This is a genomic window from Thiomicrorhabdus marina (assembly GCF_017571465.1).
Classification (GTDB): Bacteria; Pseudomonadota; Gammaproteobacteria; order Thiomicrospirales; family Thiomicrospiraceae; genus Thiomicrorhabdus; species Thiomicrorhabdus marina.
In genome coordinates, this window is record NZ_JAGETV010000019.1 from 17,800 (window position 1) to 33,197 (window position 15,398).

Annotated in this window: 11 protein-coding genes; 5 read left to right on the forward strand and 6 right to left on the reverse strand. The window is 44.0% G+C overall.

Annotation, left to right across the window (positions count from 1 at the left end; all coding sequences use genetic code 11):
- The first annotated feature begins 278 nt into the window (after positions 1-278).
- On the forward strand, positions 279-1,172 hold the full coding sequence (locus J3998_RS09765) for a hypothetical protein (RefSeq protein ID WP_243750696.1): 894 nt from the start codon (positions 279-281) through the stop codon (positions 1,170-1,172).
- A gap of 180 nt (positions 1,173-1,352) precedes the next feature.
- Complete coding sequence (gene htpG / locus J3998_RS09770) at positions 1,353-3,245, forward strand: molecular chaperone HtpG (RefSeq protein WP_208150479.1); 1,893 nt, start codon at positions 1,353-1,355, stop codon at positions 3,243-3,245.
- A 60-nt stretch (positions 3,246-3,305) separates the two neighbouring features.
- Here htpG and J3998_RS09775 read toward each other — a convergent pair whose 3' ends face one another.
- The gene (locus J3998_RS09775) at positions 3,306-4,745 is read right to left on the reverse strand and encodes an ATP-binding protein (protein WP_208150480.1); all 1,440 of its coding nucleotides are present in this window, start codon (positions 4,743-4,745) and stop codon (positions 3,306-3,308) included.
- An 18-nt stretch (positions 4,746-4,763) separates the two neighbouring features.
- On the reverse strand, positions 4,764-5,306 hold the full coding sequence (locus J3998_RS09780) for a heme NO-binding domain-containing protein (RefSeq protein WP_208150481.1): 543 nt from the start codon (positions 5,304-5,306) through the stop codon (positions 4,764-4,766).
- A 236-nt stretch (positions 5,307-5,542) separates the two neighbouring features.
- On the opposite strand from J3998_RS09780, the gene J3998_RS09785 reads away from it, so the two are divergent.
- Both J3998_RS09785 and J3998_RS09790 read left to right on the forward strand, forming a co-directional pair.
- Positions 5,543-6,046, forward strand: coding sequence for a hypothetical protein (locus tag J3998_RS09785; RefSeq protein ID WP_208150482.1), 504 nt, complete (start codon positions 5,543-5,545; stop codon positions 6,044-6,046).
- Positions 6,047-6,054: 8 nt separating this feature from the next.
- A complete protein-coding gene (locus tag J3998_RS09790; RefSeq protein ID WP_208150483.1) occupies positions 6,055-6,804 on the forward strand; it encodes a nitrilase-related carbon-nitrogen hydrolase in 750 nt (249 codons plus the stop codon).
- Here the strand turns inward: J3998_RS09790 and J3998_RS09795 are convergent.
- Genes J3998_RS09795 through mutS form a run of 4 tightly spaced genes read right to left on the reverse strand, consistent with a single transcriptional unit; the run spans position 6,801 to position 11,745 of the window.
- Entirely contained in the window at positions 6,801-7,358 is a 558-nt protein-coding gene (locus J3998_RS09795; RefSeq protein ID WP_208150484.1) for a DUF1415 domain-containing protein, read from the reverse strand. The genes J3998_RS09790 and J3998_RS09795 overlap by 4 nt on opposite strands.
- On the reverse strand, positions 7,358-8,194 hold the full coding sequence (locus tag J3998_RS09800) for a DUF5718 family protein (RefSeq protein WP_208150485.1): 837 nt from the start codon (positions 8,192-8,194) through the stop codon (positions 7,358-7,360). Before J3998_RS09800 ends, J3998_RS09795 begins: the two co-directional genes overlap by 1 nt.
- Before the next feature lie 17 nt (positions 8,195-8,211).
- A complete protein-coding gene (locus J3998_RS09805; RefSeq protein WP_208150486.1) occupies positions 8,212-9,105 on the reverse strand; it encodes a tetratricopeptide repeat protein in 894 nt (297 codons plus the stop codon).
- A gap of 12 nt (positions 9,106-9,117) precedes the next feature.
- The gene (gene mutS, locus J3998_RS09810; RefSeq protein ID WP_208150487.1) at positions 9,118-11,745 is read right to left on the reverse strand and encodes a DNA mismatch repair protein MutS; all 2,628 of its coding nucleotides are present in this window, start codon (positions 11,743-11,745) and stop codon (positions 9,118-9,120) included.
- Positions 11,746-12,050: 305 nt separating this feature from the next.
- On the opposite strand from mutS, the gene J3998_RS09815 reads away from it, so the two are divergent.
- Positions 12,051-15,212 (forward strand): ExeM/NucH family extracellular endonuclease, encoded by a 3,162-nt coding sequence (locus J3998_RS09815; protein WP_208150488.1) that lies wholly within the window; start codon positions 12,051-12,053, stop codon positions 15,210-15,212.
- The last annotated feature ends 186 nt before the right edge of the window (positions 15,213-15,398 follow it).

Sequence of the window (15,398 nt, forward strand, 5' to 3'; positions counted from 1 at the left end):
TTATTAATATCCTTATTTGATATACATAATAGTCGCCTGTATTTATCTCATTGAATACAGGCTTTTTTATTTGTTTTTCTGCTAGCTTTTACTCGTATAGGATAATTTTAATAATTTTTTAAATTCTTTATTTATAGATAAATTTTTTATGCTTTGCAGGGTAAAGAGAATTTATAAAAATGGTTCGTGTTTTAAAAACATCAGATAAAAAATTATAACGAACATTCAATTATCTAGAGGGTGATACTGTGAAACGACAAACGACTAAAGGAAATTTTTTGGCTAAAACCATTGCCGGGGCTGCATTGATGGGAATGCCGCTTTCTGCCTTCGCTGCGGCAATGATGCCGTTCATTATGGGTAATGCACCTAGCGGTGATTTGTCAGCAGCAACTTCAGCGACTGAATCTGCACTATCGAGTGCAGGTTTTCAAGTAGTAGGAAAATATTCTCCAGAAAGTGGTACGAATGTCATTGTTGTAACAAACGACCAACTTAAGTCACTAGCCGGTAATTCTGAAAACGGTGGTTTTGGTGCTATGCAGCGTGTTGCGGTCGTCAATAACGGCGGTTCGATGCAAGTGAGTTACACTAACCCGACTTACCAATTCAATGCTTATCGAATGAAAGGGGATATCTCCTCTGTTCAGGCATCAATGGAAAAAGCATTAGGGAATACAAAGCAGTTTGGTGCCAAGAAAGGGCTTGAAGCGGATGACCTTCGTGAATACCACTATATGTTTGCGATGCCTTACTTTGATGATGAAGACGAATTAGCTGAATACGGCTCATATGACGAAGCGGTAAAAGCGGTTGAGGCCGGTCTTGCTGCAAACCGTGGTGGAGCGAAGAAAGTTTATCGCATTGATATTCCAGGTAAGAAAATGACCGTTTTTGGTGTGGGGCTCGCTCATAAAGATGGTTCCGATAAAAATATCCTGACCAAGTTAAAATCTGAAAACCCTCATGCTGCGCATTTCCCATATGAAATTCTTGTTTCAGGCGATGAAGTCTTGGCACTAAATGGTAAGTTTAGAATTGCAATTAATTGGCCGAGTCTTTCAATGGCTGGAGAAGGCAGTTTTATGAGTATTATGTCTGCGCCTGACCACATTACGGAAGCGCTAACAGCCGTAGCTAAGAATCAAGACGTCGCAGCTAACGAGTTTTAATGTAAATAATAAGAGACTTAGTGTCTGTCTCTCTGGAGTGTCACTCCACCTTATACGCGGGTATCAAATATGATACCTGCGTTTTTTTGTTTTTAGCCCTTGAAAAATCCGATCTCAATCTCCATATCTTTAGAAGTTTCAAAACTCTTTTTACTTACCTAAAAAACTGGAGAAAACTGAATGAGCCATACAGAAACTCATGCTTTTCAGACAGAAGTGAACCAACTGCTAAAGTTGATGATTCACGCGCTTTACTCGAATAAAGAAATCTTTTTACGTGAGCTAGTCTCTAATGCTTCTGATGCATTGGATAAGCTGCGTTTTGAAGCCGTTTCCAATGATGCACTGAATGAAGGTGAATCAGAGTTAGCGATTACGGTGACCTTTGATAAAGAAGTGCGTACCATCAATATCAGCGATAACGGTATCGGGATGACTCGCGATGAGGTGATTGCCAATATCGGGACTATTGCGAACTCGGGTACGAAGAAATTTCTAGAGAACCTTAGCGGTGATCAAGCGAAAGACTCTAATTTGATCGGTCAATTCGGGGTTGGCTTCTATTCATCATTTATTGTGGCAGATGAAGTTACGCTGGAAACTCGTAAAGCCGGTGATGATAAGGCTGAAGGTACTCGTTGGATTTCAAAAGGTGAAGGTGAATTTACCCTTGAAACAATTGACAAAGAAGTGAAAGGAACCAGTATCACTCTGCATATGAAAGAGGATATGGATGAATTCCTTGATCAGTTCCGCCTAAAAAATATTATTTCGACTTATTCTGACCACATCAATTTCCCAATTAAGATGGTGAAGACAGAATGGGACGAAGAAGCGAAAGAAGAAAAAGCGACTGACGAGTTGGAACAGGTCAATAAAGCAACTGCGCTTTGGACACAGCCTAAATCAGAAATTACCGATGAAGAGTACAAGAATTTCTATCAAACCATCTCGCACGACTTTAATGAACCGCTGGCACATGTGCATAATCGTGTTGAGGGAACGCTGGAATACACTTCGTTGTTGTATATTCCAAAGCAAGCGCCGTTTGATTTATATGATCGTGACCGTCGTTATGGCCTAAAACTGTATGTAAAACGCGTCTTTATTATGGACGATGCTGAGCACTTAATGCCAGCATACCTTCGTTTCGTGCGCGGTGTCATCGACTCAGCTGATCTACCGTTGAATGTATCGCGTGAAATTCTACAGAGTAATAAAGTTGTCGATAAGATTCGTTCTGCTTCAGTCAAGCGCGTGCTAGGCGAATTGGAAAAAGTCGCTAAAGATGAAGATCAAACGCGTTACCAAGGCTTCTGGGAACAGTTCGGAAATGTATTGAAAGAAGGTCTGGTTGAAGACTTTGCCAATAAAGAGAAAATCGCAAAATTATTGCGTTTTGCAACTACTCACTCTGGAGATGCGCAACAGAATGTTTCTTTACAAGATTACATCGAACGCATGGGCGAAGAGCAGGAAGCGATTTACTATATTATTGCCGATACCCATGCGGCAGCAAAAGGTTCGCCGCACCTTGAAATGTTCCGTAAGAAAGGTATTGAGGTTCTGCTCCTATCAGATCGAATCGACGAGTGGTTGGTTAGCCACTTAGACGAATTTGAAGGGAAGAAACTTAAGTCGATTACTGCTGCGGATTTGAAGGAGCTGGCGGAAGAGGATGAGCAAGAGCTTTCGGAAGAAGACAAACAAGCGCGTGAAGCGCTAACCGAGAAGGTTAAGAAAGCGATTGAGGGCTCTGTTTCTGATGTTCGTATTACGCACCGCCTAACTGATTCACCTGCTTGTGTTGTGACTGCCGAAGGGGATATCTCTTCGCACATGGCGCGTATGATGGAGCAGATGGGGCAAGCGGTTCCTAAGCAAAATCCGGTGTTAGAGCTTAACCCTGAACATATCTTGGTTAAGAAAATCGAACAGATGGAGGATGAAGCCAAGTTGAAAGAATGGTCGTTATTCCTCTTTGAACAGGCGCAGCTTGCTGATGGTGAGCCTCTTGCTGAACCGGGTGCTTTCATTAAACGTATGAATACTTTGCTAGCAGAAGTAATGTAAAGCATTACATCGTTAGCAGATCAACCGAGAACCGAGGTGAGTGGAAATTCGCCTCGGTTTTTATTTTTTATCGAGAAATTTCATTAGCGTATCGCGAATCTCTGCGATAGAAAAAGGTTTGGTAATAAAGCCATTCATGCCACTTTCTTGTGCCATTTCGCGGTCTTCCTTTGAGGTGTTAGCCGTTAGCGCAATAATGGGTAATTTGATCTTTTGATTGCGTAGAATTTTGGTGGTGTCATAGCCGGAAAGTTCCGGCATCTGACAGTCCATTAAAATCATGTCATAGTTATTTGTAGTCGATAGCTTATCAATCGCATCGAATCCGCTTGGAGCTAAGGTGACCTCAAAGCCGAGCGCATGCAAAGTCTTTTCTCCCACTAAACGGTTGACCGCATTATCGTCGACGAGCAGTATATGGCTGGTTGGAGAGTGCTTTTGATTCTCTGTGGAATGGACAGGTTCAAGGTTGGCCTTTTGCGAGTGATCGTGCCCTGAAAGATCTAAATCTTCGACTGGCTTTAACTGATTTTCCAAGATAGAGACATTATTTAAATCGGTGGCTTGTTGAGCGGTTGCTTTTTTAAGAGGTAACACGGCGCTAAAACACGACCCTTCGCTTAATTTACTGTTGACGCTGACGCTGCCATTCATATTTTCAACAATCCGTTTGGTGATAACAAGTCCAAGTCCTGTACCTCCGTATTTTCGTGTTGTTGAAGCATCAACCTGCGAAAAGTCTTTAAACAATAAGTCCAATTTTTCTTCGGGAATGCCGACACCACTGTCGCATACTGAAAAGTTAATTAATTCACTTTGGCTGATGACATTGATTGAAACCCCGCCATATTCAGTGAATTTGATAGCGTTACTTAAGTAGTTATTTAGTACTTGGGTTAAGCGTATCGGATCACTCTCAATATATTCAGGTACAGTTGAATCTATATATAGATTCAACGCGATTCCTTTTTTTTGTGCCTTTTGTAAAAAACTCATGTGAATGTTTTTTAAAAGTTGCTGCAAATTAAAAGCAATCTGCTCAAACTGCATTTGCCCAGCTTCGATTTTTGAAAAATCGAGTATGTCATTAATGACGCACAGTAGGGTTTTTGAGGAATGGCGAGCAATATTAAGTAGTTGATTCTGCTCTCTGTTGAGGTGATGTTCTTGCAGTAGCTCAAGTACGCTCATAATCCCGTTTAGAGGCGTACGAATTTCATGGCTCATGGTAGCGACAAATTCGGATTTAATTTGGCTTAGATAAAGCGCATGGTCTTTTTCGTTTTCAAGTTCTTTAGTTCGTTCTTGAATTTGTCTTTCGAGGTTTTCGGTCAGTTCTTTGAGGGACTGGTTGCTTTGATAAAGTTGTAATGATTTGGATTCAAGTAGCTGTTCGGCGTCTTTACGAGCGAGTCGCTCTCTGTTCAAGCGTCGATCATTGCGAGCCAACTGTTTTTCCATGTTGGCTAATTGCTCTTGTAGATTCTGTTCTTGCTCCATGCAAATGCCTTAGTTGACCTAATTTTTGTGGCTTAAGGTGAAAACGACAAAGCTTTTTCCATCACTGGATTGGTCATCCATTTCAATATCGATGTCTTCATTAAAATAGGTTGCACTGCCTCGAATCAGGCCGTAGGCAAGAGCCGAAAAAGGGCGATTGGAACGATAGATTAATTGCATTCCATTTTCACTTTTCATGCTATCGAAAGAGGGAAGTTCCGCTTCCGGATAGAGCTTTTGTACTTCCACGTGCACTTTATTTTCAATTGTGTCGAGAAAATCAAAGCAGTTATCAACGTTTTCAAAAAATTGTGGATAAAGTGCGACAAAGCGCTGCAACATATGTTCGCCAAAAGTTTTGACTAAATCATCCGCAGGAATCTCTGTATGTTCGCTTAATTTACTGACCAACTGGATGAGCTCAGTATGGTCATAGGTGCCGACTTGAGTATAAGCTCCTTGCGAAGGTAGATCGGATTCCTCAATAATTGTATCTGCTATGTCTAGGCCGAATTTTTCTTCGACTAGTTCGATAAATTCAGAAAAAACGATACCCTTCATGGTGATTTCCTTCGTTTAAGTAAACTCAAACCAGCTTAGCATATTCACTGATTGTGTAAGGTTATATGGCGGTTTTGGTGAGGATAAATAGGATTTTGTTGCTGTCAGTTAATTTTTTCAAATGGCATCGCCTGACTTAGTGAATGGCTCAGAATGACAAAAATAACTTGGCAAAAGGATTGAGGTTGTTTAGGGTGAAGCAATTAAATTTTCTCATAACAGGTAGGAGTTGCATTGTGGGATTTAATCAATTAAATCAGCGTTATCTGCAAGTGTTGTTTATGTTTTTGCTAACTCTGTTTTCGGCGTTTTCCTTCGCTTCTGAGCCGTTATTGCCGGCAGTGAATTTAGCTGAAGACGGTAAAATAGCCGCGCAAAAGAATCAACCAATTGCGATTTTGCTGCTAAGTAGTCGAGTGAAATCGGGGCGAGTTTTAAAAGAAGAAGCTCTGTTACCAAATCTAATGAGCGGTGTGTTTGACGGCAAGGTGATGTTCCGAGAAATCGCAGTTAATGAAGCGGGTACTGTGGTTGATTTTTACGGTGAAGCTTTGCCGAGAGCAGAGTATAAAGCACTGTTCAATATCAGCAGTTTACCGGCATTGGTCTTTGTTAATGCCGAAGGCGAGCCGTTGACGACACCACTGTTTTCCGGTGCCTATGAGTTTTACGGTTTTTACCTAAAACGTAAGCTTAACGAAGCGATGCAAGCACTAGACAATCCAACCCGTTTTGAGTAGTGATTAAGATGGCGAAAATGATGCTAACGCTTTGCCAATTTGCGCCGTTTTGGCAACAGCCGGAAAAGAGTTGCGAGTTGCTTTCGCAGCAGTTGAGTAAGGTTTCGAGTTCGGACTTATTCATTTTACCGGAGATGTTTGCGACTGGTTTTTCCATGCAACCGGAGCAGTTTGTTGATGCTTATGATGTCGAGCCTTATTTGCAGGAATTAGCTGATCAGCGACAGCAAAATATTATTGCCGGCGTTGCAGAGCGTAGTCGTAATAGTTTTGTGAATAATGCATTGGTGATTAATCGCGACGGTAAAGTATTGGCTCGCTATACCAAGCAGCGCTGTTTTTCCCATGCCGGTGAAGACAAGGTTTATCAAGCGGGTAATCAACTGAAAATCGTCGAGATTGCCGGTGTTAAAATCGCCTTGTTTATCTGCTATGACCTGCGTTTTCCAGAGTTGTTTAGAGAGGTTGCTCAGCAGGTTGAAATGATGGTTGTGATTGCTAATTGGCCGCAATCTCGACAAGCGCACTGGCAGACGCTATTAACCGCACGGGCGATTGAAAATCAGTGTTTTGTGGTCGGCGTCAACCGCACTGGAACCGACGGCAATGGATTGCAGTATGTCGGCGGTTCAATGGTGGTTAACCCGAATGGTGAAATCTTATTACAGATGAACGACGAACTGTTTGCCGAGGTGGAAATCGATAGTGATTTGGTTATTCAACAGCGGCGGAAGTTTGCGTTTTTACAAGACGCCTAGTGAAACAGGTAAGGAAATAGTTTTACTTTCTGTTCTTCACTGAGATTTTGAACCGCATGGATATTGTTCTCAAAAATCGTTTCTGGGTCATGCGGGTAGTGCTGTAACGCTTTTTCCAAACTGGCTTCGCGCAAAATATGCAGTAGCGGATAAGGTGCGCGATTGGTTAGGTTTTCTGCATCATCCGGCAGGGTATTCGCAAATTGATAGTCGGGATGGAAACTGGCAATCTGCACCTCGCCTTGCCAACCTTGTTGCGCAATCAGTGCATCGGTCCAGGCCAAGAATTGATTGTAATCGTCAAAGGTTTTTAGGTAATTAGCGACTACTAAAATTGTGGTATCGCGCTGTTTTGATGGTAGCGCTAATAATTCAGTGATTTCCGTTGCCAAGTCCTGCAACAAGTTTTCATCGTTACTCGCATGGCTAATGGCGATATGCACCTGCTGATTTTGCCAAGGGTGTTTGGCAAAAGGGCATAGATTCAGACCGATAACGACCTGCTGTAACCATGTCTCGACCTCTTGAATAATCGGTTGATTGCTCGCCGTCATCAAGCGCCTACAATCTTTTGACGAAGAATCGAACCGCCTTCAATTTCCAGTATTTCGGTCGCGGCAAGTTCGGCAATATCTGCAACGCTGTAATCCGCTTGCGGATAGACAAACTGGATGTACTCGTCACCGGATTGGATAAACTGCGTTTCACCAAATTCTGAATATTGTGTCGCGCCAAGTGCCACTAGGAATTGTTGTGGGAAGCCAGCGTTATGAACGATTTGGTTCAGGTTTTCCAACGGACCGAAGTCGGCTTGGTGATTCAATTTGTCTTGCATCCATTCCAATAATTGCTGGTGAAAATACGAGTAAGAAGCGATTGAACTGTCTTTGCCGTAGACGTGGATTTCGCCATCGCGTTTTAGGAAAGAAGCGATGCGATAACCGTCTAATTTGGCACCTTGTTGCAAACTATCAAGTTCGATAAATTGTAGGCTAAGACCTTTCGATTGCGGCCCCCAGTTTTTCTTGTCGCTGATTTTGTGTGCATTCGGGCGGCGAATCGAACAGTCATTAAAAGCGCTGAATGCGACCGGTTGCATGCTTGAGATTTTTCCGAATTCATAATGTATATCGAATAACACACAGACTTCCGGCTCGGCTTGCAGGTGAGCATTATTGCCTAAGTCTTCCGGCAAGGTAATCTGCTCGTCGCTAAATGGGTACACACCAAGTTGCGAATCGGCTTTTGGTACATAGAATGGAAACATGCCTTTCGGCGCTAGTGCGGTTTCGGTTTTGACATTGACGAAATCAGGGGTTTCACCGGCCTGTTCTAAATGACCGGCAAAATTACCGGCAATTCCTAATCCGAGTACGTTTTCGAGTTTCATCATCCTTCCTTAGATTTTTAGAATAGTAGGTTCTGCATTTGGCGACGCATTTCCGGCGCTTTCTCAGGATCTTTCAGTTCCATAATCGCAATCAGTTTACGGAAAGATTCAGCCGCTTTCGGCTTAACTTCATTCGGCATGCTTTGTGAGATTTGCAGGATTTTCGCGAGTGCCTCGGCACCGGCATCTTCTTGACCATGCAGAACCAGAATTGCTGACAGTTGGAACAGTGCTTCTAAACCGGCCTCTGACTGAACACCTTGTTCTTGCAACGTCTTCTGTACAGTTTGAATGTCCGGGCCTTGGTTGGCCAGTTCTGAGAAGTAGAAAACCGCTTCCACTTGGCGACCATGTGAAGTTTGTTGGACGTGCTCCCCCAAACCTTGATAAATTTCTTTAGCCGAATCCGGTTGGCCTGTTTTGAGATAGAAGTCGATCATATCAAACAAAATATTGTAGTTTTCAGGCTCGGCTTGGTTGGCGGCTTTAAGCGCTTCAAAAGCTTTGTCGTAATCGCCCTGAGCAACCAATGCCTTGGCGATATTACGCAGTTTCTCGACTTCGGTTTCTTCAACGTGCGGGGCGATAAAGGTTTCGCAGACCTCCTCGCTCATGCTTTCATTCAAAATGCCGTGCGCAGCACCGTTTTTAATCAGCTTGGCGTACGGGAGGTTATCGTAATCGACGGTAAATTGTGATGCCAGCATGACTTGGTCGTCGATATTTAATCGACCGAGTACGAATTTGCCCGGATATTTCTCTGCCAGTGAAACCCACAGGTCAACGCTTTGTACCGATTCGGCATGGTCTGGGTGCCAGAAAAGCACTAACACAGGAATGCGAATCGAAGCATCGACCACTAAACCTTGAAAATTTTCGTCATTGATGTCCGCAATAAAAGCTTCGCTCATGGTAATTTCCTTTTAACTTAATAATTCTTTTAATTGGTATAACTGCTCTAACGCTTGGCGTGGTGTGATGTCATCGACATCTACGGCCTGAAGGGCGCCTTGCAGTTTTTCCAATTCTGCCAACTTGGCTTCTAATTTAGGGTCCGGCAACTGAAACATGTCAAACTGCTGCACGCTATTTTGGGTCTGCGCTTTGTTAACACTATTCGCAACGCTCTGGTTTTCCAAATCGTGCAGATGTTCCTTGGCTCGTTTAATGACTTTATCCGGCACGCCGGCCAAAGCCGCTACTTGAAGCCCGTAACTTTGTGAAGCCGGACCTTCTTGTACTTGGTGCAGAAACACGATTTTATCTTGGTGTTCAATGGCATCCAGGTGAATATTGACGGTATTCGAATAATCATTTGCCAAGGCGGTCAACTCGAAATAGTGCGTGGCGAACAGGCACATGCCTTTAATCTTATTCGCCATCTCTTCGGCAATCGACCAAGCCAAAGCCAAGCCGTCGAAAGTCGAAGTGCCGCGGCCGACTTCGTCCATTAGAATCAATGATTTTTCGGTCGCATGGTGCAAGATATTGGCGGTTTCGGTCATCTCGACCATAAAAGTTGAGCGGCCGGAGGTTAAGTCGTCCGAAGCACCAATACGGGTGAAAATTCGGTCAACTGGGCCGATGCTCGCGGATTGTGCAGGCACATAGCTACCAATGTATGCCATCAATACAATCAACGCCGTTTGGCGCATAAAGGTTGATTTACCGCCCATGTTCGGGCCGGTAATAATCTGTAGGCGACGCTTGCCGTTAAAGGTGCAGTCATTGGCGATAAACTGCTCTTGGCACATGGCTTCGACGGTTAAATGTCGGCCTTGTTCGATATTGATACCGGCTTTTTCGGTCAGCAATGGGCGAGATAAATCCAGACGCAAGGCTTGTTCTGCCAAGTTTGCCAGCAAGTCCAGCTCCGCCAAGCCTTGCGCACAGTGTTGCAGTGGTGCAAGGTCGGAATTCAATTCTTCAATCAGTTGTTGATAGAGCCATTTTTCACGCGCCAAAGCTTTTTCATTGGCGCTAAGAATCTTGTCCTCGAACGTTTTCAGTTCGGGGGTGATATAACGCTCTTGTGCTTTAAGCGTTTGCCTGCGCACATACTCTGCCGGAACCTGCTCACTTTGTAGTTTACTGACTTCAATGTAATAGCCATGCACGCGGTTATAACCGACTTTTAGCGTGGAAATGCCCGTTTTCTGTTTTTCGCGTTCTTCCAAATCTAACAGGTATTGGCCGGCGTTTTCTTTTAAGCCACGTAATTCATCCAGTTCTGAATCGAAACCGTCAGCAATCACTCCGCCGTCACGAATCAATACCGGCGGATTGTCAATAATTGCCTTGTCCAAGCGAGCGGCGATTTCTGGAAATTCAGCAATCTTCTCGCTTAACTGTTGCAAGCGCTTGGCTTCATGTGATGTCAGAATTTGTTGTAATTGCGGCAGCGTATTTAGTGAACGACTTAGTTGTAACAAATCGCGGGGACGAGCTGATCCCAAAGCGACGCGGCCAAGAATTCGTTCTAAGTCGCCGATGTTTTTTAAATCGTTGCGCAAATCATCCAGTTGCGTTTTATCGAGTAAGTCGGCAATCGCATCTTGACGGGCAATCAAAACCTTGTGATCGTTGAGCGGTTGGTTTAACCAACGTTTCAATAAACGGCTACCCATTGCGGTAACGGTTTGGTCAAGCAGGGAGGCAAGGGTATGCGCGCTACCACCGTTCAGATTGGTATCGATTTCCAAATTGCGGCGACTGATGGCATCTAATACTAGAGAATCGCTGACATGGTAGGTCTGTAAACTGCGGATATGGCTGATATCATTTTGCAGCATCGACTGCGCATAATGCAAAATCGCACCACTTGCGCTGATTGAGGCCGGCGCGCGTTCGCAACCGAAGGCAATTAAGTCTTGAGTCGAGAAGTGGCGACATAAATTGGTACGACAGGTATCGCTATCAAAATGCCAAGCAGGATATTGTTGAAGAAGCGAGTTCTTTGGCAGGAGTGATGTAATCTGTTCACTAAATTCGGTCGCTTGCGGCAGGATGATTTCCGCAGGTTTAATGCGTTCCAGTTCGGCAAGCAACTGCTCTTGATTGTCGATTTGTGTGGTTTCAAAGCGCCCACTGGTGACATCCAGATAGCTCAGGCCAATGTCTTTTTTCAGTTCGCAGATGGCGCATAGCAGATTCTCGCTTTTCTCTTCCAACAGTGCGTCTTCAACTAAAGTGCCCGGCGTAATGATGCGTACCACTTTACGCTCAACCGGCCCTTTGCTGGTGGCGGGATCACCAACCTGTTCGCAAATCGCTACAGATTTACCGAGTTTGACCAATTTTGCCAGATAGCCTTCGGCCGAGTGGTGTGGAATTCCCGCCATCGGGATCGGTGCTCCGCCAGATTTACCGCGAGCCGTTAAGGTGATATCGAGTAGCTCAGAGGCGTTTTGTGCATCTTCATAAAACAACTCGTAGAAATCGCCCATGCGATAAAACAGCAAGTGATTTGGATGCTCGTTTTTAATCGCAAGGTATTGCTGCATCATCGGGGTATGCTGACTGGTGTTCGATTTACTAGGTTGTTTACTCATTTTTGATTAGAAAGCCTTTTAGCTTGCGGTCGAAATTAGCCGCTAATTCTATCAAAAAAGGTGGGCTCTTAAGCGACAAGTCATTTCTAGGTGTTGTTGATTACTTTATGAAGTCCGTGCTTGAATCGATTGAAGCCTTCGATTTTTTAAGTCGCTCCTTCCTTAGTAAGGATTGTCATTAAAACGCATTGTTATCGTCATCTGTTTATCACTATTTTGTAACGACTGTTCTTTAAGAAATCTTTTATAAAATTCTTGCAATTTTTAATGCTTGCTTGGCAGGCTAATCAGCAGGAATTTATAAAATGGATACTCAATTTAAAAAAAGAGCCTTGTTGGCTTTGTGTCTAGCCGCAATAGCAACACCGGCCGCGGCGGATTTGGTGATTTCAGAATATATCGAAGGCAGTAGTAATAATAAAGCGATTGAGCTGTATAACACTTCTTCAATCGATATCGATCTCAATGATTACGCTTTAGAATTTTATTTCAATGGTAATACTTCAGTAGGAACGACTATTGATCTGCAAGGCGTCATTCCTGCCCAAGGGACTTTTGTTGTCGCTGATGACGGGGCAAGTGCGGAAATTTTATCGCTGACGGATCAGATTAGTACCAGCAGTTTTTTTAACGGTGATGATGCAGTCGTATTGAAACGAAATGCCGTAGAAGTTGTCGATTCAATTGGACAGGTTGGTACTGATCCCGGTTCGGAATGGGGTACGGGGGATACGTCGACTCAAAATAATACCTTATATCGTATAGACGTGACGCCTGATACGGACACTTCAGATGAATTTAATCCTGCGGATCAGTGGCAGGGCGCTCCTCAAGATACGATTGATGGCTTAGGTGAGTTTACCGAAGCCGATGGCGATCTGTTCTTCAGCGAATACATTGAAGGAAGCGGCAATAACAAAGCGCTTGAAATCTACAATAGCTCGAATGATGTAGTGGATTTAAGTATCTATACGGTTGAAGCATATCACAATGGACGGGCTCTCGCAGAGGGGCCTTCTTATACCATCGCTCTGTCTGGGGCATTAGCGAGTGGTGATGTGTTTGTTTTAGCTAACCCAAGTGCCGATCAGGCTATTTTAGACCAAACGGATTTGGTGACCGGCTCGATTAGCTTCAATGGTGATGACACTCTAATCTTGAAAAAAGACAGTGAAATCATTGATTCTATTGGTCAGTTTGGCGTTGATCCTGGTTCGGAATGGGTTGCTAATGGAGTGGGTACGCAAAATGAAACGCTACTTCGTGTTTCAGCACCAGATGCGGATGCAAATGATGTCTTCGATCCTTCCGTGCAGTGGCGATCTGAAGCACAAGATTATACGGCTAATCTAGGTGTTTATGGCTCTGAAGCGCCGGTTGATCCAGAACCTTCTTTGGTGCGCATTCATGACGTTCAGGGAAGTGGCGCAGTGTCGCCATTAGCGGGTCAAGTAGTGACAGTTGAAGCGGTTATTACTGCAGTCGCGCCGAATATGAATGGTTACTTTATTCAGGAAGAGTTGGCTGATCAAGATGCTGATCTTCTCACTTCTGAAGGTGTTTTTGTTTATGGCGATGTAACCGGTCTTGCGGTTGGTGACAAGGTGCAGGTTACGGCTAAGGTGACTGAATATTATGATCTAACCGAATTGACCAATGTCACCGAAGTAACCGTTCTCGCCTCGGGAGAAATCACACTTCCTGTAGAAGTCGCCTTGCCATTTGCATCGGCTGACTTCATGGAACGTTACGAAGGGATGTTGGTTTCCTTTCCGCAAAATCTGACGGTCACTGAAAATTATACGTTGGGTCGTTACGGTGAATTTTGGCTGTCTTCCGGCGGTCGTTTGATGATTCCTACCAATGTTGTTACTCCGGGAGCGGATGCAAATACATTGCAAGCGCAAAACGATCTTAACCGTATTCTGGTTGATGATTTAAATACAGCACAAAATCCTGATCCGGTTATCTATCCGGCGCCTAGTCTTGATGCATCTAACACGCTACGTTCTGGCTATCAGCTTGAAGACCTAACTGGTGTGGTTTCTTACGGTTTTGGTGATTATCGAATTCAACCTACGGTTGAGCCGAGTTTTACTGAAGCGAATCCTCGCACCACGGCACCGACTTCGGTGGGAGGCTCTCTGAAAGTGGCGAGCTTTAATGTCCTGAACTACTTTAATGGTGACGGTTTAGGTGCAGGATTCCCGACCAGTCGAGGTGCGGACACTGCTGAAGAGTTTGAGCGCCAGCAAGTGAAAATTGTACAAGCGATTAGTGCAATGGATGTCGATATTATCGGCCTAATGGAAATCGAAAATGACGGCTATTCAGCGAATAGCGCAATCGCTAGTCTGGTTGAGGCATTAAATGCAGAAGTCGGTGAGACTCGCTATGCCTTCATTAATCCTGGTATCGCCAAAATCGGTACCGATGAAATTGCGGTTGGTTTGATCTATAACCAACAAACGGTAACACCTAAGGGCACTGCTGCAATCCTTGATAGCTCGGTTGATGCACGTTTTATTGACGACAAAAACCGCCCGGCGCTAGCGCAATCCTTTACTGAAATCGCAACCAACGGTGGCTTAACTGTGGCTGTTAACCACTTGAAATCCAAAGGTTCTAGTTGTGATAGTCTTGGTGATCCAGACTTAGGTGATGGTCAAGGCAACTGTAATCTAACCCGTAAAGCGGCAGCGGAAGCTTTAGTTGACTGGTTAGCAACAGACCCAACCAATAGTGGTGATAGTGATCGCTTAATTATTGGTGACTTGAATGCTTATGCAATGGAAGATCCAATCACAGCAATTAAATCCGCAGGTTACTCGGATTTAATCTTCGATTTAAACGGTGGCGGTTATTCTTATGTATTTGACGGGCAGTCCGGTTATCTTGATCACGCTTTAGCCTCTGCACCCCTGCAATCCCAAGTTACCGGTGTAACCGAATGGCATATCAATACTGATGAACCGATTTCATTGGATTACAACGAAGAGTACAAATCCGAGAATCAGAAAATTACGTACTACGCGTCTGATGCTTATCGTTCTTCGGATCACGATCCGGTGATTATCGGTCTTAACTTAACACCAAGCGCACAATTTATTTCGGTAACGGATATGCACGTTGATCGGGAGTACCAAAAACGCGGTATTTATGAATACCGTGTGCAGGTTACGGTGAATAATGATTTGGCTGAAGCGGTTTCCGGCGCAAGCGTAACCGCGCAGTGGCAAATGCGTTCAGGCACTTCTAATGCTATCTGTGTAACAGATGCTGAAGGGACATGTACCTTGAGTATTCAAGCTAATGCTGCGCAGGCTCCAACAGCGTTGACTGTGCTTGATGTTCAGGCTGAAAACTTGACTTATCAGGCGCAAGCTAATGCGCAATCTGAAGTTAAAATTGGACGCCCGACAGGGTTACTTAATGCTCTACAGCGCATTCTTGCAAGGTTGTTCTAAGCATGCCAGCAATGTGACGATTCAATGTCTCAGTTTGATCTGAAATTTGAATTGTTGTGAAATGAAAACCGTGGCTTTTGTCACGGTTTTTTTATACAAACTTCTTAGAACTGTTAAGTTTCTGTCATAAAAAAACACCTCTTTCATTGTTAAATTTTGCGTACTGTTTTTTCTTACTTTTAGAGA

Excerpts from the sequence above, each read along its gene's own strand:
- htpG (WP_208150479.1), top strand. The coding sequence starts at position 1,353 with ATGAGCCATACAGAAACTCATGCTTTTCAGACAGAAGTGAACCAACTG.
- J3998_RS09775 (WP_208150480.1), bottom strand. The coding sequence starts at position 4,745 with ATGGAGCAAGAACAGAATCTACAAGAGCAATTAGCCAACATGGAAAAA.
- J3998_RS09780 (WP_208150481.1), bottom strand. The coding sequence starts at position 5,306 with ATGAAGGGTATCGTTTTTTCTGAATTTATCGAACTAGTCGAAGAAAAA.
- J3998_RS09790 (WP_208150483.1), top strand. The coding sequence starts at position 6,055 with ATGGCGAAAATGATGCTAACGCTTTGCCAATTTGCGCCGTTTTGGCAA.
- J3998_RS09795 (WP_208150484.1), bottom strand. The coding sequence starts at position 7,358 with ATGACGGCGAGCAATCAACCGATTATTCAAGAGGTCGAGACATGGTTA.
- J3998_RS09800 (WP_208150485.1), bottom strand. The coding sequence starts at position 8,194 with ATGAAACTCGAAAACGTACTCGGATTAGGAATTGCCGGTAATTTTGCC.
- J3998_RS09805 (WP_208150486.1), bottom strand. The coding sequence starts at position 9,105 with ATGAGCGAAGCTTTTATTGCGGACATCAATGACGAAAATTTTCAAGGT.
- mutS (WP_208150487.1), bottom strand. The coding sequence starts at position 11,745 with ATGAGTAAACAACCTAGTAAATCGAACACCAGTCAGCATACCCCGATG.
- J3998_RS09815 (WP_208150488.1), top strand. The coding sequence starts at position 12,051 with ATGGATACTCAATTTAAAAAAAGAGCCTTGTTGGCTTTGTGTCTAGCC.